Source organism: Streptomyces cacaoi, assembly GCF_006539165.1.
GTDB classification, from domain to species: domain Bacteria; phylum Actinomycetota; class Actinomycetes; order Streptomycetales; family Streptomycetaceae; genus Streptomyces; species Streptomyces cacaoi.
This window is the reverse complement of sequence record NZ_BJMM01000014.1, coordinates 121,722-139,316: the sequence shown is the minus strand read 5'-3', so window position 1 is coordinate 139,316 and position 17,595 is coordinate 121,722. Positions and strand designations below refer to the sequence as shown.

Genomic DNA, 17,595 nt, shown 5'->3' with positions numbered 1-17,595 from the left:
GCGGGGACTCCTTCGGTGCTCACTTCTTGGAGGGGTGCTTGGGACGCTGCGGGCCCTTGCGCTGCTGCCCGGACTTCTTCTGGCCGGACTTCTGCTGCCCGGAGCGCTGCTGGCCCGACTTCTGACCGGACTTCTGGCCGCTCTTCTGCGGGCCGCCGGACTTCTGGCCGGACTGCTTACGCGGGCCACCGGACTGCTTCGGCTTCGCCTCGTCCGCCGAGGTCTCGTCCGCGGGCTCCGTCTCGTCCGCGGCGGACTGCTGGGCCTTGGCGCCCTGGGCCACCGGGCCACCGCCCTGCCGCTGGGACTTCGACTGACGCTTGGGCTGCTGACGGCGGGCCCGGGCCGCCTCGGCGGCCTCGCGCGCCTCGACCTCCTTCGGGTCCTCCTTCAGCTTGCCCTGGGCACGCAGCTTCTCCTGACGCTCCTTGTAGGCACGCGAGCCGGGCGTCGGGTTCCGCTTGATCACGTACATCTGCTGGCCCATCGTCCACACGTTGGTGGTCAGCCAGTAGACGAGGACACCGACGGGGAAGTTGATGCCGAAGACGGCGAACATGATGGGGAAGACGTACATCAGCATCTTCTGCTGCTGCATGAACGGCGTCTTCACCGTGAGGTCGACGTTCTTCGTCATCAGCTGGCGCTGCGTGTAGAACTGCGAGGCCGACATCAGCACGATCATGATGACGGTGACGACGCGCACATCGGTGAGGGAAGCGGCCAGCTCCTGCACCTTGTCGGCGCTGTCCATGAACTTCGCCGCGATCGGGGCACCGAAGATCTTCGCGTTCCGCGCGCTGTCGACCTGGTCGGCGCTGAGCACACCCACCGGCTTGTTGCTCGCGATGTGGCTGAGCACCCGGAAGAGGGCGATGAAGAAGGGCGACTGCGCCAGGATCGGCAGGCAGCTGGAGAGCGGGTTGGTGCCCGTCTCCTTGTAGAGCTTCATCATCTCTTCGCTCTGGCGCTGCTTGTCGCTCTTGTAGCGCTCCTGGATCGCCTTCATCTTCGGCTGGAGCGCCTGCATGTTCCGGGTCGACTTGATCTGCTTCACGAAGAGCGGGATCAGGCAGATCCGGATCAGCACCACCAGGAAGAAGATGGACAGACCCCAGGCCCAACCGCTGTCCTCATCGAAGACCAGGCTGAACAGCGAATGGAACTGGACAATGATCCAGGAGACAGCGGTATAGAGAGGACTCAGGATCGTGTCCACGAATCAGGCTCCTTGGGCGTTGGACGGGGTCCGGTGCTGCTGCCAGCGGGAGCGGATCCGCTGGTGCCATACCGGGTGCTTCCGGGCGGGGACATGGTCGACGCCACCGGGCGACCACGGATTGCAGCGCAGAATGCGCCAGGCCGTCAGGGCCGTTCCCTTCACGGCACCGTGCCGGTGGATGGCCGTGTACCCGTAGTGCGAGCACGACGGGTAGTACCGGCACACCGGCCCGAGCATCGGGCTGATGGTCCACTGGTACAGCTTGATCAACCACAGCAGCGGGTACTTCACTGAGCTCTCCCTCCCGGTTCTCCGCCGGGGGTCCGGGGGCCCTCCCCCGGGGCAGCACAGCGGGGGGACCCTCCGAGCAGCCTCCGCAGCGCGGCGTCCAGATCACGGGCCAGCTCACCGTGGTCCGCTTCGCCCGCTCCGGGGAGCGCACGTACGACAACCAGGCTACCGGGGGGCAGCTGGTTCAGACGTTCGCGCAGAAGATGCCGCAGCCGACGCTTCACGTGGTTACGGACGACCGCGTTGCCCACGGCCTTGCTCACGACGAAACCCGCACGCGTAGGGGGAACCTCTCCCCCCGACGCGTGCGGGTCCCTTCGACTGCGGAGATGGACGACGAGGAGCGGGCGTCCGGCCCTGCGTCCTCGGCGTACCGCGGTCGCAAAGTCCTCGCGCCGCCTCAGCCGGTTCTCGGTAGGCAGCACGTCATGGACCTGTGGTCAGGCTGCTCAGGCCGACAGGCGGGCGCGACCCTTGCTGCGGCGGTTCGCGACGATCGCGCGGCCGGCGCGGGTCCGCATGCGCAGCCGGAAGCCGTGGGTCTTCGCGCGGCGGCGGTTGTTCGGCTGGAAGGTGCGCTTGCTCACTCCGGGGCTCCATGGGTACTTCGTGTCCCGCGCTCACCGTGGGACAGGCTGTGGGGAGTCGACCGGCTGTCACCGTGCGCCCACGAGTAGCTCGCAACGCCCGAGTGTGCACCGCTTTCTCGATCACCGGGCACTTGATGGCCGGGTGACCGGCCGATTTGCCCATCGGAGGCAGGCGGCAGCAGCCGTCGACAACTCGACCTCAGCACAGTACGCGCGGCCCAGGCCATCGGTCAAACCGGGGACGAGCGCACGGAAGCGGGCGGCCCGGACCGCGCCGCGGCGGGGTCGTCCGGGGCTGCCCCGGGGTTGTCCTGCCCTGCTACTGCACTCGTGCACAGCCTGTGGACAACGACTTGAATGGTGCACGGCCGCGTGACTACCGTGGCCGAACTTCCTTTCCTTCCCGACCGCCCCCAGAACCACACATTCGTGTGAGCCGGCGGTCTCCTCGAACGAATTCGTTCACCAGCGAGTGAGAGAGCGTGCCCCGTGGCTGACCTACCTGCCGATCTTGCCGCAGTGTGGCCACGGGTGCTGGAACAGCTCCTGAGCGAGGGCCAGGGAGTGGAAGCCAAGGACCAGCGCTGGTTGCAGGACTGCCAGCCCCTCGTCCTCGTCTCGGGCACGGCGCTGCTGGGCGTGCCCAACGAGTACGCGAAGGGCGTGCTGGAGGGCCGGCTCGCGCCGATGATCAGCGAGGCCCTCAGCCGCGAGTGCCAGCAGCCGATCCGCCTCGCGGTGACCGTGACCGGCCCCACACCCGAGCCCCCCACCCCGGCGGTGCCACCGCAGACCGCACCCGGCCCCTCCGCCCCGGCACCCCACCAGGGCCCCACGGCCCCCGCGGGTCCCACCAGCTCCAGCCATCCCGGCGAGCAGCAGGAGCGGCCGCAGCCGCCGCGCCCCCGGGAGAGCTACGAGGGCTACGAGGGCTACGAGCAGCGGGCACAGCAGGAGCCGTACGAGGGGTACGACCAGCGCGGCCGCCCGGGGCAGCACTCCGGCCCCCCGCACCCTCAGCAGCCGCGCCAGAACCAGGGCCAGGGCCAGCAGCCGGGCGGCTACGAGCAGTACGAACCCCGTGAGCAGTACGACTCCCGGGAGTTGCCCGCCTCCCGCTCGACGTCCGCGTACGCCGAGCACCCCGAGTACCAGGGATACGCCGAGTACGCCGAGTACACGGACTACTCCGCTCCGCCCGCCCCGGGCCAGGGGCACCCGCCGCCCGGACCGGGCCAGGCGCCCGGCCCCTGGCAGCCCCGCGAGGCGTACTCGCCCCCGCACTACGACGGCCAGCACTACGAGAGCCAGCAACGCGGCTACGAGCAGCAGCCGTACGACCAGGGCCAGCAGCAGCCCGGCTATGAGCAGTCCGGGTACGAACAGCAGTCGTTCGAGCACTACGAGCAGCAGCGGCGGGCTCCGCAGCAGCGTCCGCACGTGCCGCAGCAGGGGCGTCCCGCCGGGGCGCCCTACGACGGGCCCTCCCAGCAGCTGCCCGCGCCCAGTGGGGCCCCGGGCCCGCTGGCGGCGCAGCCCGCTCCGGCGACCGGGCCCGGGGAGCCGACGGCGCGGCTGAACCCCAAGTACCTGTTCGACACGTTCGTGATCGGCGCCTCGAACCGCTTCGCCCATGCCGCGGCGGTCGCGGTCGCCGAGGCGCCGGCGAAGGCGTACAACCCCCTGTTCATCTACGGGGAGTCGGGGCTCGGCAAGACGCACCTGCTGCACGCGATCGGTCACTACGCACGCAGCCTCTACCCCGGTACCAGGGTGCGGTACGTCAGCTCGGAGGAGTTCACCAACGAGTTCATCAACTCCATCCGCGACGGCAAGGCGGACGCGTTCCGCAAGCGCTACCGCGACATGGACATCCTGCTCGTCGACGACGTCCAGTTCCTGGCGGACAAGGAGTCGACGCAGGAGGAGTTCTTCCACACCTTCAACACGCTGCACAACGCGAACAAGCAGATCGTGCTGTCCAGCGACCGGCCGCCCAAGGCGCTGGAGACGCTGGAGGACCGGCTGCGCAACCGCTTCGAGTGGGGCCTGATCACCGATGTGCAGCCCCCGGAGCTGGAGACGCGGATCGCGATCCTGCGCAAGAAGGCGGTGCAGGAGCAGCTCAACGCTCCGCCGGAGGTACTGGAGTTCATCGCCTCCCGGATCTCGCGCAACATCCGCGAGCTGGAGGGCGCACTGATCCGGGTGACGGCCTTCGCCAGCCTGAACCGGCAGCCCGTGGACCTCGGTCTGACGGAGATCGTGCTCAAGGACCTCATCCCCGGCGGGGAGGACGCCACCCCGGAGATCACCGCGCCGGACATCATGGCGGCCACGGCCGACTACTTCGGTCTGACGGTGGACGATCTGTGCGGCTCGTCCCGCAGCCGCGTGCTGGTGACGGCCCGGCAGATCGCGATGTATCTGTGCCGGGAGCTGACGGATCTGTCACTGCCGAAGATCGGCGGGCAGTTCGGCGGCCGCGACCACACGACCGTCATGCACGCCGACCGCAAGATCCGTGCGCTGATGGCCGAGCGGCGCTCCATCTACAACCAGGTCACCGAGCTGACCAACCGCATCAAGAACGCCTGACCCGCTTCTCCGGCCCCGCGCCGGACGCCCACGACGCCCCTCCAACCGCCGCCGGTGGGAGGGGCGTTCTGCTGCCCTGACACGCCCTCCCGGCACCGGGCAACGGCTCCTGCCCGCCCCCACTCTTCCGCTTCCCGGCCGCTGCCTGTCCGCCTCCTGTCCGCCTCGCTTCCCCTTCCCTTCCCTTCCCCTTCCCTTCCGCCTCCCGGCGCACCTCCCGACAGGGGCCGGCCGCCGGGGACGACGGGCGGGAACAGCGGCCGGGACAACTGCCGCGGCGCTCCGCGCTGTTCGATTACGGTGCCGTACCGGGCCGGGATCCACAGATCGGGGCCGTTCGCCGCGTCCACATCCTGGGGACCGGGGAAGTTGTCCCGAGCGCGTCCACAACTGGCCCGGAGGCGGGTGGGTTTGCCGAGGTCAGGATGCTGTGTATTTGTGGGCGACGGTTCTCCACACGTTGTGGAGGAAGAACCGGGCAGCGGGCGGGTGTTCGCGGTTGTCCACGTCCCGCCCACAGGAAGAGGGCTCTTTTCCCCAGTGTTCACCTGCTTCTCCACAGAGCTGTCCACTGTTCGGCAACGCAACGCGCCTTCTCACCGGAGCGAGTGAAAGCGGTCACACGAAGCCGGTGGGTTGGGCTGTGGGAAACGTGGGTAAAACTGTGGGCGCCGCTGTGCAGAAGTCGCCCCGGCCTGTGGGCGCACTGTGCAGAACTTCCGGGCGTCCACAGAAGCCCCCGGTTCCTCCACCGCTCCGCCCACAGCCCCGGTGGACAAAATTCCGGCTCTGAGCTGCGGAAACGAGCTTTTCCACGGTTTCCACAGGCCCTACTACTACGACGACACATAGAGAGCCCGGGAATCGTTTGGAAGTGGGGGCTGTGCACAACTTGTCGCCTCGGGCATCGATCGCTCCGGCACCGAGTTGACCCGCACCCGCACCTGCTGTCAGCGCCGTGCGTCAGACTGGGTCCGGCAACAGCACGTGTGAAGGCGGCAGCAGGAGGCGGCTGAAGGTGAAGATCCGGGTAGAACGCGACGTCCTCGCGGAGGCGGTGGCCTGGGCGGCCAAGAGCCTCCCCGCCCGTCCGCCGGTGCCCGTCCTCGCGGGCCTGCTGCTGAAGGCCGAGGACGGAGCCCTGAGCCTTTCCGGCTTCGACTACGAGGTCTCGGCCCGCGTCTCGGTGGAGGCCGAGACGGAGGAGGAGGGCACGGTCCTCGTCTCCGGCCGGCTGCTGGCCGACATCTGCCGTGCGCTGCCGAACCGCCCGGTGGAGATCTCCACGGACGGGGTGCGGGTCACCGTCGTCTGCGGTTCCTCCCGGTTCACGCTCCACACACTGCCTGTGGAGGAGTACCCGGCGCTGCCGGAGATGCCGACGGCCACGGGCACGGTGCCGGGCGAGGTGTTCGCCTCCGCCGTCTCCCAGGTGGCCATCGCGGCCGGCCGGGACGACACGCTGCCGGTGCTGACCGGTGTGCGTATCGAGATCGAGGGCGACACCGTCACGCTCGCGTCGACGGACCGCTACCGCTTCGCGGTCCGCGAGTTCCTGTGGAAGCCGGAGACGCCCGAGGCGTCCTCCGTCGCGCTGGTGCCGGCCAAGACGCTGCTGGACACGGCCAAGTCGCTGGCGAGCGGGGACAGCGTCACGCTGGCGCTGTCGGGCTCCGGCTCGGGCGAGGGCCTGATCGGTTTCGAGGGTGCCGGCCGGCGCACCACGACGCGGCTGCTGGAGGGCGATCTGCCCAAGTACCGCACGCTGTTCCCGACCGAGTTCAACTCCGTCGCCGTGATCGAGACGGCGCCGTTCGTCGAGGCCGTCAAGCGTGTGGCCCTGGTCGCGGAGCGGAACACCCCGGTCCGGCTGAGCTTCGAGCAGGGCGTGCTGACGCTGGAGGCGGGCTCCAGCGACGACGCACAGGCTGTGGAGCGGGTGGACGCCGATCTGGACGGGGACGACATCTCGATCGCCTTCAACCCGAACTTCCTGCTGGAGGGGCTGAGCGCCATCGACTCCCCCGTGGCCCAGCTCTCCTTCACGACGTCGACGAAGCCTGCGCTGCTGAGCGGCCGTCCGGCGAAGGACGCCGAGGCGGACGACGCGTACAAGTACCTGATCATGCCGGTGCGGCTCTCGGGCTGATCCGGTGATCCGGGCTGATCCGGTGATCCGGGCTGATCCGGACCGGTCGGGTCTTCGGGCGGGGTCACCGGTGTCTCCGGGGCCCCGCCGGGCCCGCAGAACCTCTGCCCAGCGCCGGGCGTAGGGTCGAATCAGTACCAAACGCAGGAAACGGAAAACCGTAAGGGGCAGTGATGGAGCTCGGTCTGGTCGGTCTCGGCAAGATGGGCGGCAACATGCGGGAACGCATCCGCCGCGGCGGCCACACGGTCATCGGCTACGACCGGAACCCGGAGGTCTCCGACGTCGCGAGCCTGGAGGAGCTGGTCGGCCGGCTGAGCGGCCCCCGTGTGGTCTGGGTCATGGTCCCGGCGGGCGAGGCCACGCAGCAGACGATCGACGAGCTCGGCGAGCTGCTCTCGCCCGGTGATCTCGTGGTGGACGGCGGCAACTCCCGCTGGAACGAGGACGAGAAGCACGCCGGCGAGCTGGCCTCCAAGGGCATCGGCTTCGTCGACTGCGGTGTCTCCGGCGGCGTGTGGGGCCTGGAGAACGGCTACGCGCTGATGTACGGCGGTGACACCGAGCACGTGGCCATGGTGCAGCCGGTGTTCGACGCGCTGAAGCCCGAGGGCACGTTCGGCGCGGTGCACGCGGGCAAGGTCGGCGCCGGGCACTTCGCGAAGATGGTCCACAACGGCGTCGAGTACGCCATGATGCAGGCCTTCGCCGAGGGCTGGGAGCTGCTGGAGGCCGCCGACGCGGTCACCGACGTCCGCGAGGTCTTCCGCTCCTGGCAGGAGGGCACCGTCATCCGTTCCTGGCTGCTGGATCTGGCCGTCAAGGCGCTGGACGACGACGAGCACCTGGACAAGCTGCGCGGCATCGCCAAGGACTCCGGCGAGGGCCGGTGGACGGTGGAGGCCGCGATCGACAACGGTGTGCCGCTGCCCGCGATCACCGCCTCGCTCTTCGCGCGGTTCTCCTCGCAGCAGGAGGACTCGCCGCAGATGAAGATGATCGCCGCGCTGCGCAACCAGTTCGGCGGCCACGCCGTGGAGGGCGCGAAGTAGAGTCGAGGGCTCGTATCCGCGCCGGGCCCCGTGTGAGGGGGCCCGCAGACAGCACCGGGGGAGGCCCACGCCGTCGTGCATGTGTCCCATCTCTCGCTGGCCGACTTCCGGTCGTACGCCCGGGCCGAGGTGCCGCTCGGCCCGGGCGTCACCGCGTTCCTCGGGCCCAACGGCCAGGGCAAGACGAACCTGGTGGAGGCCGTCGGCTACTTGGCGACGCTGGGCAGTCACCGGGTGTCGTCGGATGCCCCGTTGGTACGCAGCGGCGCCCAGCGCGCGATCGTGCGGGCGCAGGTGCGGCAGGGCGACCGGCAGCAGCTCGTCGAGCTGGAGCTGAACCCGGGCCGGGCGAACCGGGCGCGGATCAACCGTTCTTCGCAGGTGAGGCCGCGCGATGTGCTCGGCATCGTGCGCAGTGTGCTGTTCGCGCCGGAGGATCTGGCGCTGGTGAAGGGCGATCCGGGTGAGCGGCGCCGGTTCGTGGACGAGCTGGTGGTGGCGCGCGCGCCGCGGATGGCGGGGGTCCGCTCGGACTACGAGCGGGTGCTCAAGCAGCGCAACTCGCTGCTGAAGTCGGCGGCGATGGCCCGTCGGCACGGCGGCCGGGGGGTCGATCTGTCCACGCTGGACGTGTGGGACCAGCATCTGGCCCGGGTGGGTGCCGAGTTGCTGGCGCAGCGGCTCGATCTGCTGGCGGTGCTGGAGCCGTTGGCGGACAAGGCGTACGAGCAGTTGGCGCCGGGCGGCGGCCCGCTGGCCCTGGAGTACCGCGGCCCGGTGACGGGTGCGTCACCGGAGGAGCTGTACACCGGGCTGCTGGGGGCGCTCGGTGAGGCGCGCAAGCAGGAGATCGAGCGCGGGGTGACGCTGGTGGGCCCGCACCGTGACGATGTGCTGCTCAGGCTGGGCGAGTTGCCCGCGAAGGGGTACGCGAGCCACGGCGAGTCGTGGTCGTATGCGCTGGCGCTGCGGCTGGCGGCCTATGAGCTGCTGGGCAGCGAGGGGCACGAGCCGGTGCTGGTGCTCGACGACGTCTTCGCCGAGCTGGACGTGCGGCGCCGCGAGCGGCTGGCGGAACTGGTGGCTCCGGCCGAGCAGGTGCTGGTGACGGCCGCCGTGGAGGAGGACGTGCCGGCGGCGCTGTCCGGTGCGCGGTTCGTCGTCGGCGACGGGGAGGTCGCGCAGCGGTGAGCGCGGAGCAGCCCGCGGAGCAGGGGCCCGGTGAGGCAGGCGAGGCCGGTGAGGCGGGGCCGCAGCCGCGTCCGGTGCCGGAGCCGAGCGGGGTGGATCTCGCGCGGGTGGCGCTGCGGGCGGCGCGGGAGCAGGCGCGGGCGCGCGGTGCCGAGGCGCAGCAGCGGCGGCAGGCGCGCAGCGGCGGCGGGTTGCGGTCGGGTGCGCGCCGGGACGGGCGGGATCCGATGGCGCTGGGCGCCGCGGTGCACCGGCTGATCGCGGAGCGTGGCTGGGAGACGCCGGCCGCGGTGGGCGGGGTGATGGGCCGCTGGCCGCAGTTGGTGGGTCCGCAGGTCGCGCAGCACTGCGAGCCGCAGCGGTACGACGAGGAGGAGCGCACGCTCCTGGTGCGGTGCGATTCGACAGCGTGGGCGACGCAGCTGCGGTTGCTGGCGCCGCGGCTGGTGGCCCGGCTGAACGAGGATCTGGGCCAGGGCACCGTGAAGTTGATCAAAGTGCGGGGTCCGGAGGCGCCGCGCAGGGGGCAGGGACCGCTGCGTGCGCCGGGGAGCAAGGGGCCGGGTGACACCTACGGGTGAGGTGGGTGCGCGCGGTGCGTGAGAGGTCGTCGCAGTGCGTGGAGCATCGGGTCCTCTCGAAGCGCTCAGCGCCGTCGTGAGCCTCTCGGCACCCCATACCGCATATGGGGAGTCGGCTCACGGAGATTGAGGGCGGCACATGCGGACTCAGGTACCGCCAAACCCCCATTCACATCGCCGCCACCGGTACACTGGGGGGCTAGAGCCTGTCCGGCGGAGCGACCGCGGTTGCTCCGCGAGGTAGGGCCCACCGCACTGTTGCGGAACATGTCGAACGACGCAGCCGCTCCGCATTGCCCAGGAGGCGGCCTGTGCTGTGCCAGAAAGGGCGCTTCGTGGCCGATTCCGGCGATCTCACCGAGAACGAGAACGACAACAACGTCTCCCAGTACGGCGATCCGTCCGTGCCCGACGCGGCGCCCCGCCCCGACGGGATGGCGGCGGCGGAGGTGCCGGAGCCGGTCGCGGGGCGCGCGCCGGCCGAGGAACCGTCGTATGACGCCAGCGCGATCACGGTCCTGGAGGGGCTGGACGCGGTCCGTAAGCGGCCCGGTATGTACATCGGGTCGACGGGAGAGCGTGGCCTTCATCACCTCGTGCAGGAGGTGGTCGACAACTCCGTGGACGAGGCCATGGCCGGGCACGCGGACACCATCGAGGTGACGCTGCTGGCCGACGGCGGTGTGCGGGTGGACGACAACGGGCGCGGTATTCCCGTGGGGATCATTCCGTCCGAGGGGAAGCCGGCCGTGGAGGTCGTGCTGACCGTGCTGCACGCGGGCGGCAAGTTCGGCGGCGGCGGGTACGCCGTCTCCGGTGGTCTGCACGGTGTGGGCGTCTCCGTCGTGAACGCGCTGTCCACCAAGCTGGTCGTCGAGGTCAAGACCGACGGCCACCGCTGGACGCAGGACTACAAGCTCGGGGCGCCGACGGCCCCGTTGCAGAAGAACGAGGCGACGGAGGAAACCGGAACTTCCGTTACTTTCTGGGCGGATCCGGACATCTTCGAGACGACGGACTACTCGTTCGAGACGCTCGCCCGCCGCTTCCAGGAGATGGCCTTCCTCAACAAGGGGCTGACCATCGCGCTGACCGACGAGCGCGAGGGCCACGTCGACGAGGAGGGCAAGCAGACCTCGGTCCGCTACCACTACGAGGGCGGCATCTCCGACTTCGTGCGCTACCTCAACTCCCGCAAGGGTGAGCTGGTTCACCCCACGGTGATCGACTTCGAGGCGGAGGACACCGAGCGCCTGCTGTCCGTCGAGGTCGCCATGCAGTGGAACAACCAGTTCAGCGAGGGCGTCTACTCCTTCGCGAACACGATCCACACGCACGAGGGCGGCACCCACGAAGAGGGCTTCCGCGCGGCGCTGACCGGCCTGATCAACCGCTACGCGCGCGAACGCAAGCTGCTGCGCGACAAGGACGACAACCTCACGGGCGAGGACATCCGCGAGGGCCTCACCGCGATCATCTCCGTCAAGCTGGGCGAGCCGCAGTTCGAGGGCCAGACGAAGACGAAGCTGGGCAACACCGAGGCCAAGACCTTCGTCCAGAAGATCGTCCACGAGTACTTCGCCGACTGGCTGGACCGGAACCCCAACGAGGCGGCCGACATCATCCGCAAGGGGATCCAGGCGGCCACCGCCCGGGTCGCGGCGCGCAAGGCGCGGGACCTGACGCGGCGCAAGGGCCTGCTGGAGACGGCTTCCCTGCCGGGCAAGCTCTCGGACTGCCAGTCCAACGACCCGGCCAAGTGCGAGATCTTCATCGTCGAGGGCGACTCCGCGGGCGGCTCCGCCAAGTCCGGCCGGAATCCGGAGTACCAGGCGATCCTGCCGATCCGCGGCAAGATCCTGAACGTCGAGAAGGCACGCATCGACAAGGTGTTGCAGAACGCCGAGGTGCAGGCGCTGATCTCGGCCTTCGGCACCGGTGTGCACGAGGACTTCGACATCGAGAAGCTCCGGTACCACAAGATCATCTTGATGGCGGACGCCGATGTCGACGGCCAGCACATCAACACCCTCCTGCTGACGCTGCTCTTCCGCTTCATGCGTCCGCTGGTCGAGGCCGGGCACGTCTTCCTGTCCCAGCCGCCGCTGTACAAGATCAAGTGGAGCCGGGACGAGTGGCAGTACGCCTACTCGGATCCCGAGCGCGACAGCCTGATCCAGCTCGGCCGGGAGCAGGGCAAGCGCATCAAGGACGACTCGGTGCAGCGGTTCAAGGGTCTGGGCGAGATGAACGCCGACGAGCTGCGCGTGACCACGATGGACGTCGAGCACCGGGTGCTGCGCCAGGTGACGCTGGACGACGCCGCCGCGGCCGACGACCTGTTCTCGATCCTCATGGGCGAGGACGTCGAGGCCCGCCGCTCGTTCATCCAGCGCAACGCCAAGGACGTGCGCTTCCTGGACATCTGAGCCTCGTCCTCCTCCTTCCCGCCCGCCCGCCCGTCGCCCCACCCACCACCCCAGATGCTGGGCTTCTCGAAACGAAGTCCGGCGTGGGACTAAGGACTTGATCTTCAACCATGGCTGATGAGACCCCCACACCCCCGGATCAGCCGGCTGCCGACAGCGAGCTGGTGGACACCTCCGCCGGCATGCGCGTGGAGCCGGTGAGCCTGGAGACCGAGATGCAGCGCTCGTATCTCGACTACGCGATGAGCGTGATCGTGAGCCGTGCGCTGCCCGACATCCGCGACGGGCTCAAGCCGGTGCACCGCCGGGTGCTCTACGCGATGTACGACGGCGGCTACCGGCCCGAGAAGGGTTTCTACAAGTGCGCCCGCGTCGTCGGCGACGTGATGGGCACCTACCACCCGCACGGTGACACCTCCATCTACGACGCCCTGGTCCGCCTCGCGCAGACCTGGTCGATGCGGATGCCGCTGGTCGACTCCAACGGCAACTTCGGCTCGCCGGGCAACGACCCGGCGGCGGCCATGCGGTACACCGAGTGCAAGATGGCGCCGCTGGCCATGGAGATGCTCCGGGACATCGACGAGGAGACCGTCGACTTCCAGGACAACTACGACGGCCGGAACCAGGAGCCCACGGTCCTGCCGTCCCGCTTCCCGAACCTGCTGGTCAACGGCTCGGCGGGGATCGCGGTCGGCATGGCGACCAACATCCCGCCGCACAATCTGCGCGAGGTCGCCGCCGGCGCCCAGTGGTTCCTCGACCACCCCGAAGCCTCCAACGAGGAGCTGCTGGAGGCCCTGATCGAGCGGATCAAGGGCCCCGACTTCCCCACCGGCGCACTGGTGGTGGGCCGCAAGGGCATCGAGGAGGCGTACCGCACCGGGCGCGGCTCGATCACGATGCGCGCGGTCGTCGAGGTCGAGGAGATCCAGGGCCGCCAGTGCCTGGTCGTCACCGAGCTGCCCTACCAGGTCAACCCGGACAACCTCGCGCTGAAGATCGCCGACCTGGTCAAGGAGGGCCGGATCGGCGGGATCGCCGACGTCCGCGACGAGACCTCCTCGCGCACCGGCCAGCGCCTGGTGATCGTCCTGAAGCGGGACGCCGTCGCCAAGGTCGTGCTCAACAACCTGTACAAGCACACCGATTTGCAGACCAACTTCGGCGCCAACATGCTGGCCCTGGTGGAGGGTGTGCCGCGCACCCTGTCGCTGGACGCCTTCATCCGGCACTGGGTGTCCCACCAGATCGACGTCGTCGTCCGCCGCACCCGCTACCGGCTGCGCAAGGCGGAGGAGCGGGCGCACATCCTGCGCGGTCTGCTCAAGGCGCTGGACGCGATCGACGAGGTCATCGCGCTGATCCGGCGCAGTGAGACGGTCGACGTGGCGCGCGAGGGCCTGCGGGGCCTGCTGGACATCGACGACATCCAGGCGAACGCGATCCTGGAGATGCAGCTGCGCCGGCTGGCCGCCCTGGAGCGGCAGAAGATCACCGCGGAGCACGACGATCTCCAGGCGAAGATCGACGAGTACAACGCGATCCTCGCCTCGCCGGCCCGGCAGCGGGAGATCATCGGCCAGGAGCTGACGGCCCTCGTCGACAAGTACGGCGACGACCGCCGCACCATGCTGGTGCCCTTCGAGGGCGACATGTCCATCGAGGACCTGATCGCCGAGGAGGACATCGTCGTCACGATCACGCGTGGCGGCTACGTCAAGCGCACCAAGACGGACGACTACCGGGCCCAGAAGCGCGGCGGCAAGGGGGTGCGCGGGACGAAGCTGAAGGAGGACGACATCGTCGACCACTTCTTCGTCTCCACCACGCACCATTGGCTGCTGTTCTTCACCAACAAGGGCCGCGTCTACCGGGCCAAGGCGTACGAACTCCCCGACGCCGGCCGCGATGCGCGCGGCCAGCACGTGGCCAATCTGCTGGCCTTCCAGCCGGACGAGCAGATCGCCGAGATCCTCGCGATCCGCGACTACGAGGCGGTCCCGTACCTGGTGCTGGCCACCAAGTCCGGCCTGGTGAAGAAGACACCGCTGAAGGACTACGACTCGCCCCGCTCCGGCGGCGTCATCGCCATCAACCTGCGGGAGATGCCGGACGGCCGCGACGACGAGCTGATCGGCGCCGAGCTGGTCTCCCCCGAGGACGATCTGCTGCTGGTCAGCAAGAAGGCCCAGTCGATCCGGTTCACGGCGACCGACGACTCGCTGCGCCCGATGGGCCGTGCCACCTCCGGTGTGAAGGGCATGAGCTTCCGCGAGGGCGACGAGCTGCTGTCGATGAACGTGGTCAGGGCCGGCACCTATGTGTTCACGGCGACCGACGGCGGGTACGCGAAGCGGACGCCGGTGGACGAGTACCGGGTGCAGGGCCGCGGCGGTCTGGGCATCAAGGCCGCGAAGATCGTGGAGGACCGGGGTTCGCTGGTCGGAGCCCTGGTGGTGGAGTCGACGGACGAGATCCTCGCCATCACCCTCAGCGGCGGTGTGATCCGCACGCGGGTCGACGAGGTGCGCGAGACCGGCCGTGACACCATGGGCGTCCAACTGATCAACCTGGGCAAGAAGGATGCGGTCGTGGGCGTCGCCCGCAACGCGGAAGCCGGCCGCGAGGCCGAGGAAGTGGAGGCCGCCGCTCAGCCCGGCACCGGGGACGAGCCCGCCCCCGGCGACGACCAGCAGGACGACTCCGGTCAGGCCGACCCGGCCGCCCAGGAGACCGACTAGGACGACGAGGAGCAGGGCGTGAGTGGTGCGCAGCCTCAGCCATCGACGCAGCCCCAGTCCCCACCCGCATCCCAGCCCCAGCCCGAGCGGCAGCCGCACCGGCCGCCGCAGGCGTACCCGGCTCCCTCGTCGGGCACGGGCGGCGCCAAGGGAGCCGGCGGACCGGAGGGGGATCCGTCCGGTTCCGCCGGGAGCGGCGGGCAGGGCGCGGTGCGCAAGCCGCGCACGGGCGCCCGGACGATCCCGCGGACCCGCAAGGCCCGGCTGCGGGTGGCCAAGGCCGACCCGTGGTCGGTGATGAAGGTCGGCTTCCTGCTGGCGGTGGCGCTGGGGCTGTGCACGATCGTGGCGGTCGCGGTGCTGTGGATGGTGATGGACGCCATGGGCGTCTTCTCCACCCTGGGCGGCACCGTGAGCGAGGCGACCAGCGCCGAGGGCGGCGGCGGCTTCGACCTGGAGTCGTTCCTGTCGCTGCCGCGGGTGCTGATGTTCACCTCGCTGATCGCGGTGATCAACGTCGTCCTGGCGACGGCGCTGGCGACGCTCGGTGCCTTCATCTACAACCTGTCCGCCTCCTTCGTCGGCGGCGTGGAGCTGACCCTCGCCGAGGACGAGTAGCGGCCTTCGGGCCCGGTGGGGCAGCCCGCGGGCTCCCCTTCCGGGCCCGGCCCGGATCCGATTTTGGGAGACGGGCTGAAGTGCGCTAATCTTTCGGTGCAGCGCGCGGCTATAGCTCAGACGGTTAGAGCGCTTCCCTGATAAGGAAGAGGCCCCTGGTTCAAGTCCAGGTAGCCGCACCGCACAGGCCGACAGGCCCGGCGCCCGATCCCTCCTCGGAGGGGTCGGGCGCTCTTCGTTGTACGGGCTCCGCCGTGCCCCGCCCGGGCCCGCACGGGCCGGCGGGGGCGCTCGGGTGCTCCGGGTGCCGCGATCGGCGCAGGTCCGGTGCGGATCTCCGGCTGGCCGACCGCGTTGACTGCGAAGGGCGTTCGGTATCATCGGCTGCCAGAGAGGTCCCAACGTCTAAGAAGGACGAGGTAGCGCGGTGAAGAAGCTTTTCCTGGTCGCCCTGGCCGCCATCGGCGGCCTCCTCGTGTACCGCCAGATCCAGGCGGACCGCGCCGAGCAGGATCTGTGGACGGAGGCGACCGACTCCGTGCCCGCAGGTTCGGGTGTGTGAAGCGCAGCGAACAGCGAACTCCATAGGCCCCGATCGCCGAGAGCGGTCGGGGTCTGTGTCGTCTCCGGGCCCTCCCGGCTCCCTGTGTCCCGCCCGGCCGGGCGCGCCGTTGCGGTTGGGTAACACCGCCCGCCCCGGCGGCTTGCGGCCGCAAAACTCTGTGGGGCGCGGTGCCTTCGGCGGGGCCCGGAGCCCGTGCGGCGCTGGGGCGGCCGATCCGCGGGAGGGGCGGGGTGGGGGACGTGACGAGGCGGCGCGGCGGTGCGCGGGCGGTCTGCGCCGTCGTGGCCCTGCTGACCCTGGCGGCGGCACCCGGCGCGAGCGCGGCCCGGCCGCCGCAGCCCCGCCCGTACGCCCTCTCCGACGAGGCGGCCGAGGTCCGCGGCACCGCCGAGGAGACGGACGCGCCGGCCCTCCGCCCCGGCCTGGCGGCGGACCGCATCCGGCCCGGTGAGGAGAAGTTCTACGCCGTCACCCTGGACGCCGCCTCCTCCGCGCACCTCGCCGTCACGGCCGTGCCGGAGCCGGGCAGCAGGCCGGCGCCCACCGACGGCGTCCAGGCCGAACTGCGCACCGTCTCGGGCCTGCTGTGCGACATGGACCAGGCGAGCGCGGCCGGGCAGGCCGCCTACCCGCTCACCGTGGCCACCTCCCGGATCGTCGGCCCCGGCACCACCCGGCAGTGCCGCGCCGAGGGCCGGTATCTGCTGCACGTCACCCGGCGCGAGGGCGGGGCCCGTTCGGACGCCTGGCCCGTCGAGGTCTCCTATCTGAAGGAACCCCCGGTACGCGGGCGCGTGCCGGCGCCGCGTCCGGGCGCCGAGGAACAGACCGACCAGAACAACGCGCGTCCCTCCCCGCCGACGGGCCGCCCGCGCACCGTGCACGGCGGGACGGGCTTCGACGACGCCGAGGCCGTGCGCGACGGCGTGTGGCGGGACCGGTTCGTCCCCGGCGAGACCCGCTACTACCGGGTCCCGGTCGACTGGGGGCAGCGGCTGTACGCGGACGCCGAAGTGCCCGGCGCCGCGCGGAAGGACGGCTCCCCGCCCCCGCTCGTCGCCGCCGGACTGCGGCTGAACGTCCACAACCCGGCGCGCGCCCCGCTCGACCGCGAGCAGTTCCGCGCCTGGACGGGGAACGGCAGCAGGGCCGACCGGTACTCCAACCCGGTGCGCTACGAGAACCGCTCCATGGACGCCGCGTCCCGCACCCACCTCGCCGGCTGGTACTACGTCGCCGTGACCGTGACCGCGCCCATGGCCGAGCCGTTCCCCGGCGGCGTCCCGGTCACCCTGCGGATCGACGTACGGGGGCGGGCGCGGAAGGGCCCCGCGTACGCGGGCGACGCGCGTGCGGCGGGCATCGGCGTCGCCGAGGACGACCGGAAGGCCGCCGGTACGGGGCGCACGGCCGGGCAGGTACGCGCCGACGCCCGGCTGCGCACGCTGGGTTGGACCGGCATCGGTGTGGGAAGCGCGCTGCTTCTCGGCCTGGCGGGCTGGTTCCTGGCCGCCCGCCGCCGGTCCGCTGCGGCGCCCGGTGGCCGGGCGCCGCGGTGAGCGCGC

At 70.5% G+C, this 17,595-nt stretch carries 14 protein-coding genes and 1 tRNA gene; 11 read left to right on the top strand and 4 right to left on the bottom strand.

Annotated elements, in window-relative coordinates:
* Positions 1 to 19: 19 nt before the first annotated feature.
* From yidC to rpmH, 4 genes are read right to left on the bottom strand one after another with little or no spacing between them, the layout of a single operon-like run.
* Positions 20 to 1,219: a membrane protein insertase YidC gene (yidC, locus tag SCA03_RS16180; protein ID WP_086815499.1), complete on the bottom strand. Its 1,200-nt coding sequence runs from the start codon at positions 1,217 to 1,219 to the stop codon at positions 20 to 22.
* 3 nt (positions 1,220 to 1,222) lie between these two features.
* Positions 1,223 to 1,513, bottom strand: coding sequence for a membrane protein insertion efficiency factor YidD (gene yidD / locus SCA03_RS16175; RefSeq protein WP_030886010.1), 291 nt, complete (start codon positions 1,511 to 1,513; stop codon positions 1,223 to 1,225).
* Positions 1,510 to 1,938, bottom strand: a complete 429-nt coding sequence (gene rnpA / locus SCA03_RS16170) for a ribonuclease P protein component (RefSeq protein WP_078873878.1) — start codon at positions 1,936 to 1,938, stop codon at positions 1,510 to 1,512. Before rnpA ends, yidD begins: the two co-directional genes overlap by 4 nt.
* A 24-nt stretch (positions 1,939 to 1,962) precedes the next feature.
* The gene (rpmH, locus tag SCA03_RS16165) at positions 1,963 to 2,100 is read right to left on the bottom strand and encodes a 50S ribosomal protein L34 (protein WP_016906158.1); all 138 of its coding nucleotides are present in this window, start codon (positions 2,098 to 2,100) and stop codon (positions 1,963 to 1,965) included.
* Between the two features lie 492 nt (positions 2,101 to 2,592).
* Here rpmH and dnaA point away from each other — a divergent pair, with 492 nt between their 5' ends.
* From dnaA to SCA03_RS16105, 11 genes are all read left to right on the top strand, one after another.
* Complete coding sequence (gene dnaA, locus SCA03_RS16160) at positions 2,593 to 4,701, top strand: chromosomal replication initiator protein DnaA (protein ID WP_141275463.1); 2,109 nt, start codon at positions 2,593 to 2,595, stop codon at positions 4,699 to 4,701.
* 1,018 nt (positions 4,702 to 5,719) lie between these two features.
* Entirely contained in the window at positions 5,720 to 6,850 is a 1,131-nt protein-coding gene (dnaN, locus tag SCA03_RS16150) for a DNA polymerase III subunit beta (RefSeq protein WP_030886019.1), read from the top strand.
* Between the two features lie 173 nt (positions 6,851 to 7,023).
* Positions 7,024 to 7,902 (top strand): phosphogluconate dehydrogenase (NAD(+)-dependent, decarboxylating), encoded by an 879-nt coding sequence (gene gnd, locus SCA03_RS16145; protein ID WP_030887960.1) that lies wholly within the window; start codon positions 7,024 to 7,026, stop codon positions 7,900 to 7,902.
* Positions 7,903 to 7,977: 75 nt separating this feature from the next.
* Positions 7,978 to 9,093 carry a DNA replication/repair protein RecF gene (gene recF, locus SCA03_RS16140; protein ID WP_030886024.1) on the top strand — a complete coding sequence of 372 codons (1,116 nt, stop codon included), beginning with the start codon at positions 7,978 to 7,980 and terminating at the stop codon, positions 9,091 to 9,093.
* On the top strand, positions 9,090 to 9,674 hold the full coding sequence (locus SCA03_RS16135; protein WP_030887968.1) for a DciA family protein: 585 nt from the start codon (positions 9,090 to 9,092) through the stop codon (positions 9,672 to 9,674). Before recF ends, SCA03_RS16135 begins: the two co-directional genes overlap by 4 nt.
* A gap of 311 nt (positions 9,675 to 9,985) precedes the next feature.
* Positions 9,986 to 12,103, top strand: coding sequence for a DNA topoisomerase (ATP-hydrolyzing) subunit B (gene gyrB / locus SCA03_RS16130; protein ID WP_030886029.1), 2,118 nt, complete (start codon positions 9,986 to 9,988; stop codon positions 12,101 to 12,103).
* A 110-nt stretch (positions 12,104 to 12,213) separates the two neighbouring features.
* Positions 12,214 to 14,847 (top strand): DNA gyrase subunit A, encoded by a 2,634-nt coding sequence (gyrA, locus tag SCA03_RS16125; RefSeq protein ID WP_030886032.1) that lies wholly within the window; start codon positions 12,214 to 12,216, stop codon positions 14,845 to 14,847.
* Between the two features lie 18 nt (positions 14,848 to 14,865).
* Entirely contained in the window at positions 14,866 to 15,465 is a 600-nt protein-coding gene (locus tag SCA03_RS16120; RefSeq protein ID WP_078873879.1) for a DUF3566 domain-containing protein, read from the top strand.
* A gap of 105 nt (positions 15,466 to 15,570) precedes the next feature.
* Positions 15,571 to 15,644: transfer RNA gene (locus tag SCA03_RS16115), tRNA-Ile, on the top strand.
* Positions 15,645 to 15,892: 248 nt separating this feature from the next.
* Positions 15,893 to 16,027, top strand: coding sequence for a DLW-39 family protein (locus SCA03_RS16110; RefSeq protein WP_019356762.1), 135 nt, complete (start codon positions 15,893 to 15,895; stop codon positions 16,025 to 16,027).
* Positions 16,028 to 16,269: 242 nt separating this feature from the next.
* Positions 16,270 to 17,589, top strand: coding sequence for a hypothetical protein (locus tag SCA03_RS16105; protein WP_141275462.1), 1,320 nt, complete (start codon positions 16,270 to 16,272; stop codon positions 17,587 to 17,589).
* The last annotated feature ends 6 nt before the right edge of the window (positions 17,590 to 17,595 follow it).

What these genes read in the sequence shown, in the direction of transcription:
- gyrA (WP_030886032.1), top strand. Translation starts at nt 12,214, where the DNA reads ATGGCTGATGAGACCCCCACACCCCCGGATCAGCCGGCTGCCGACAGC.
- gnd (WP_030887960.1), top strand. Translation starts at nt 7,024, where the DNA reads ATGGAGCTCGGTCTGGTCGGTCTCGGCAAGATGGGCGGCAACATGCGG.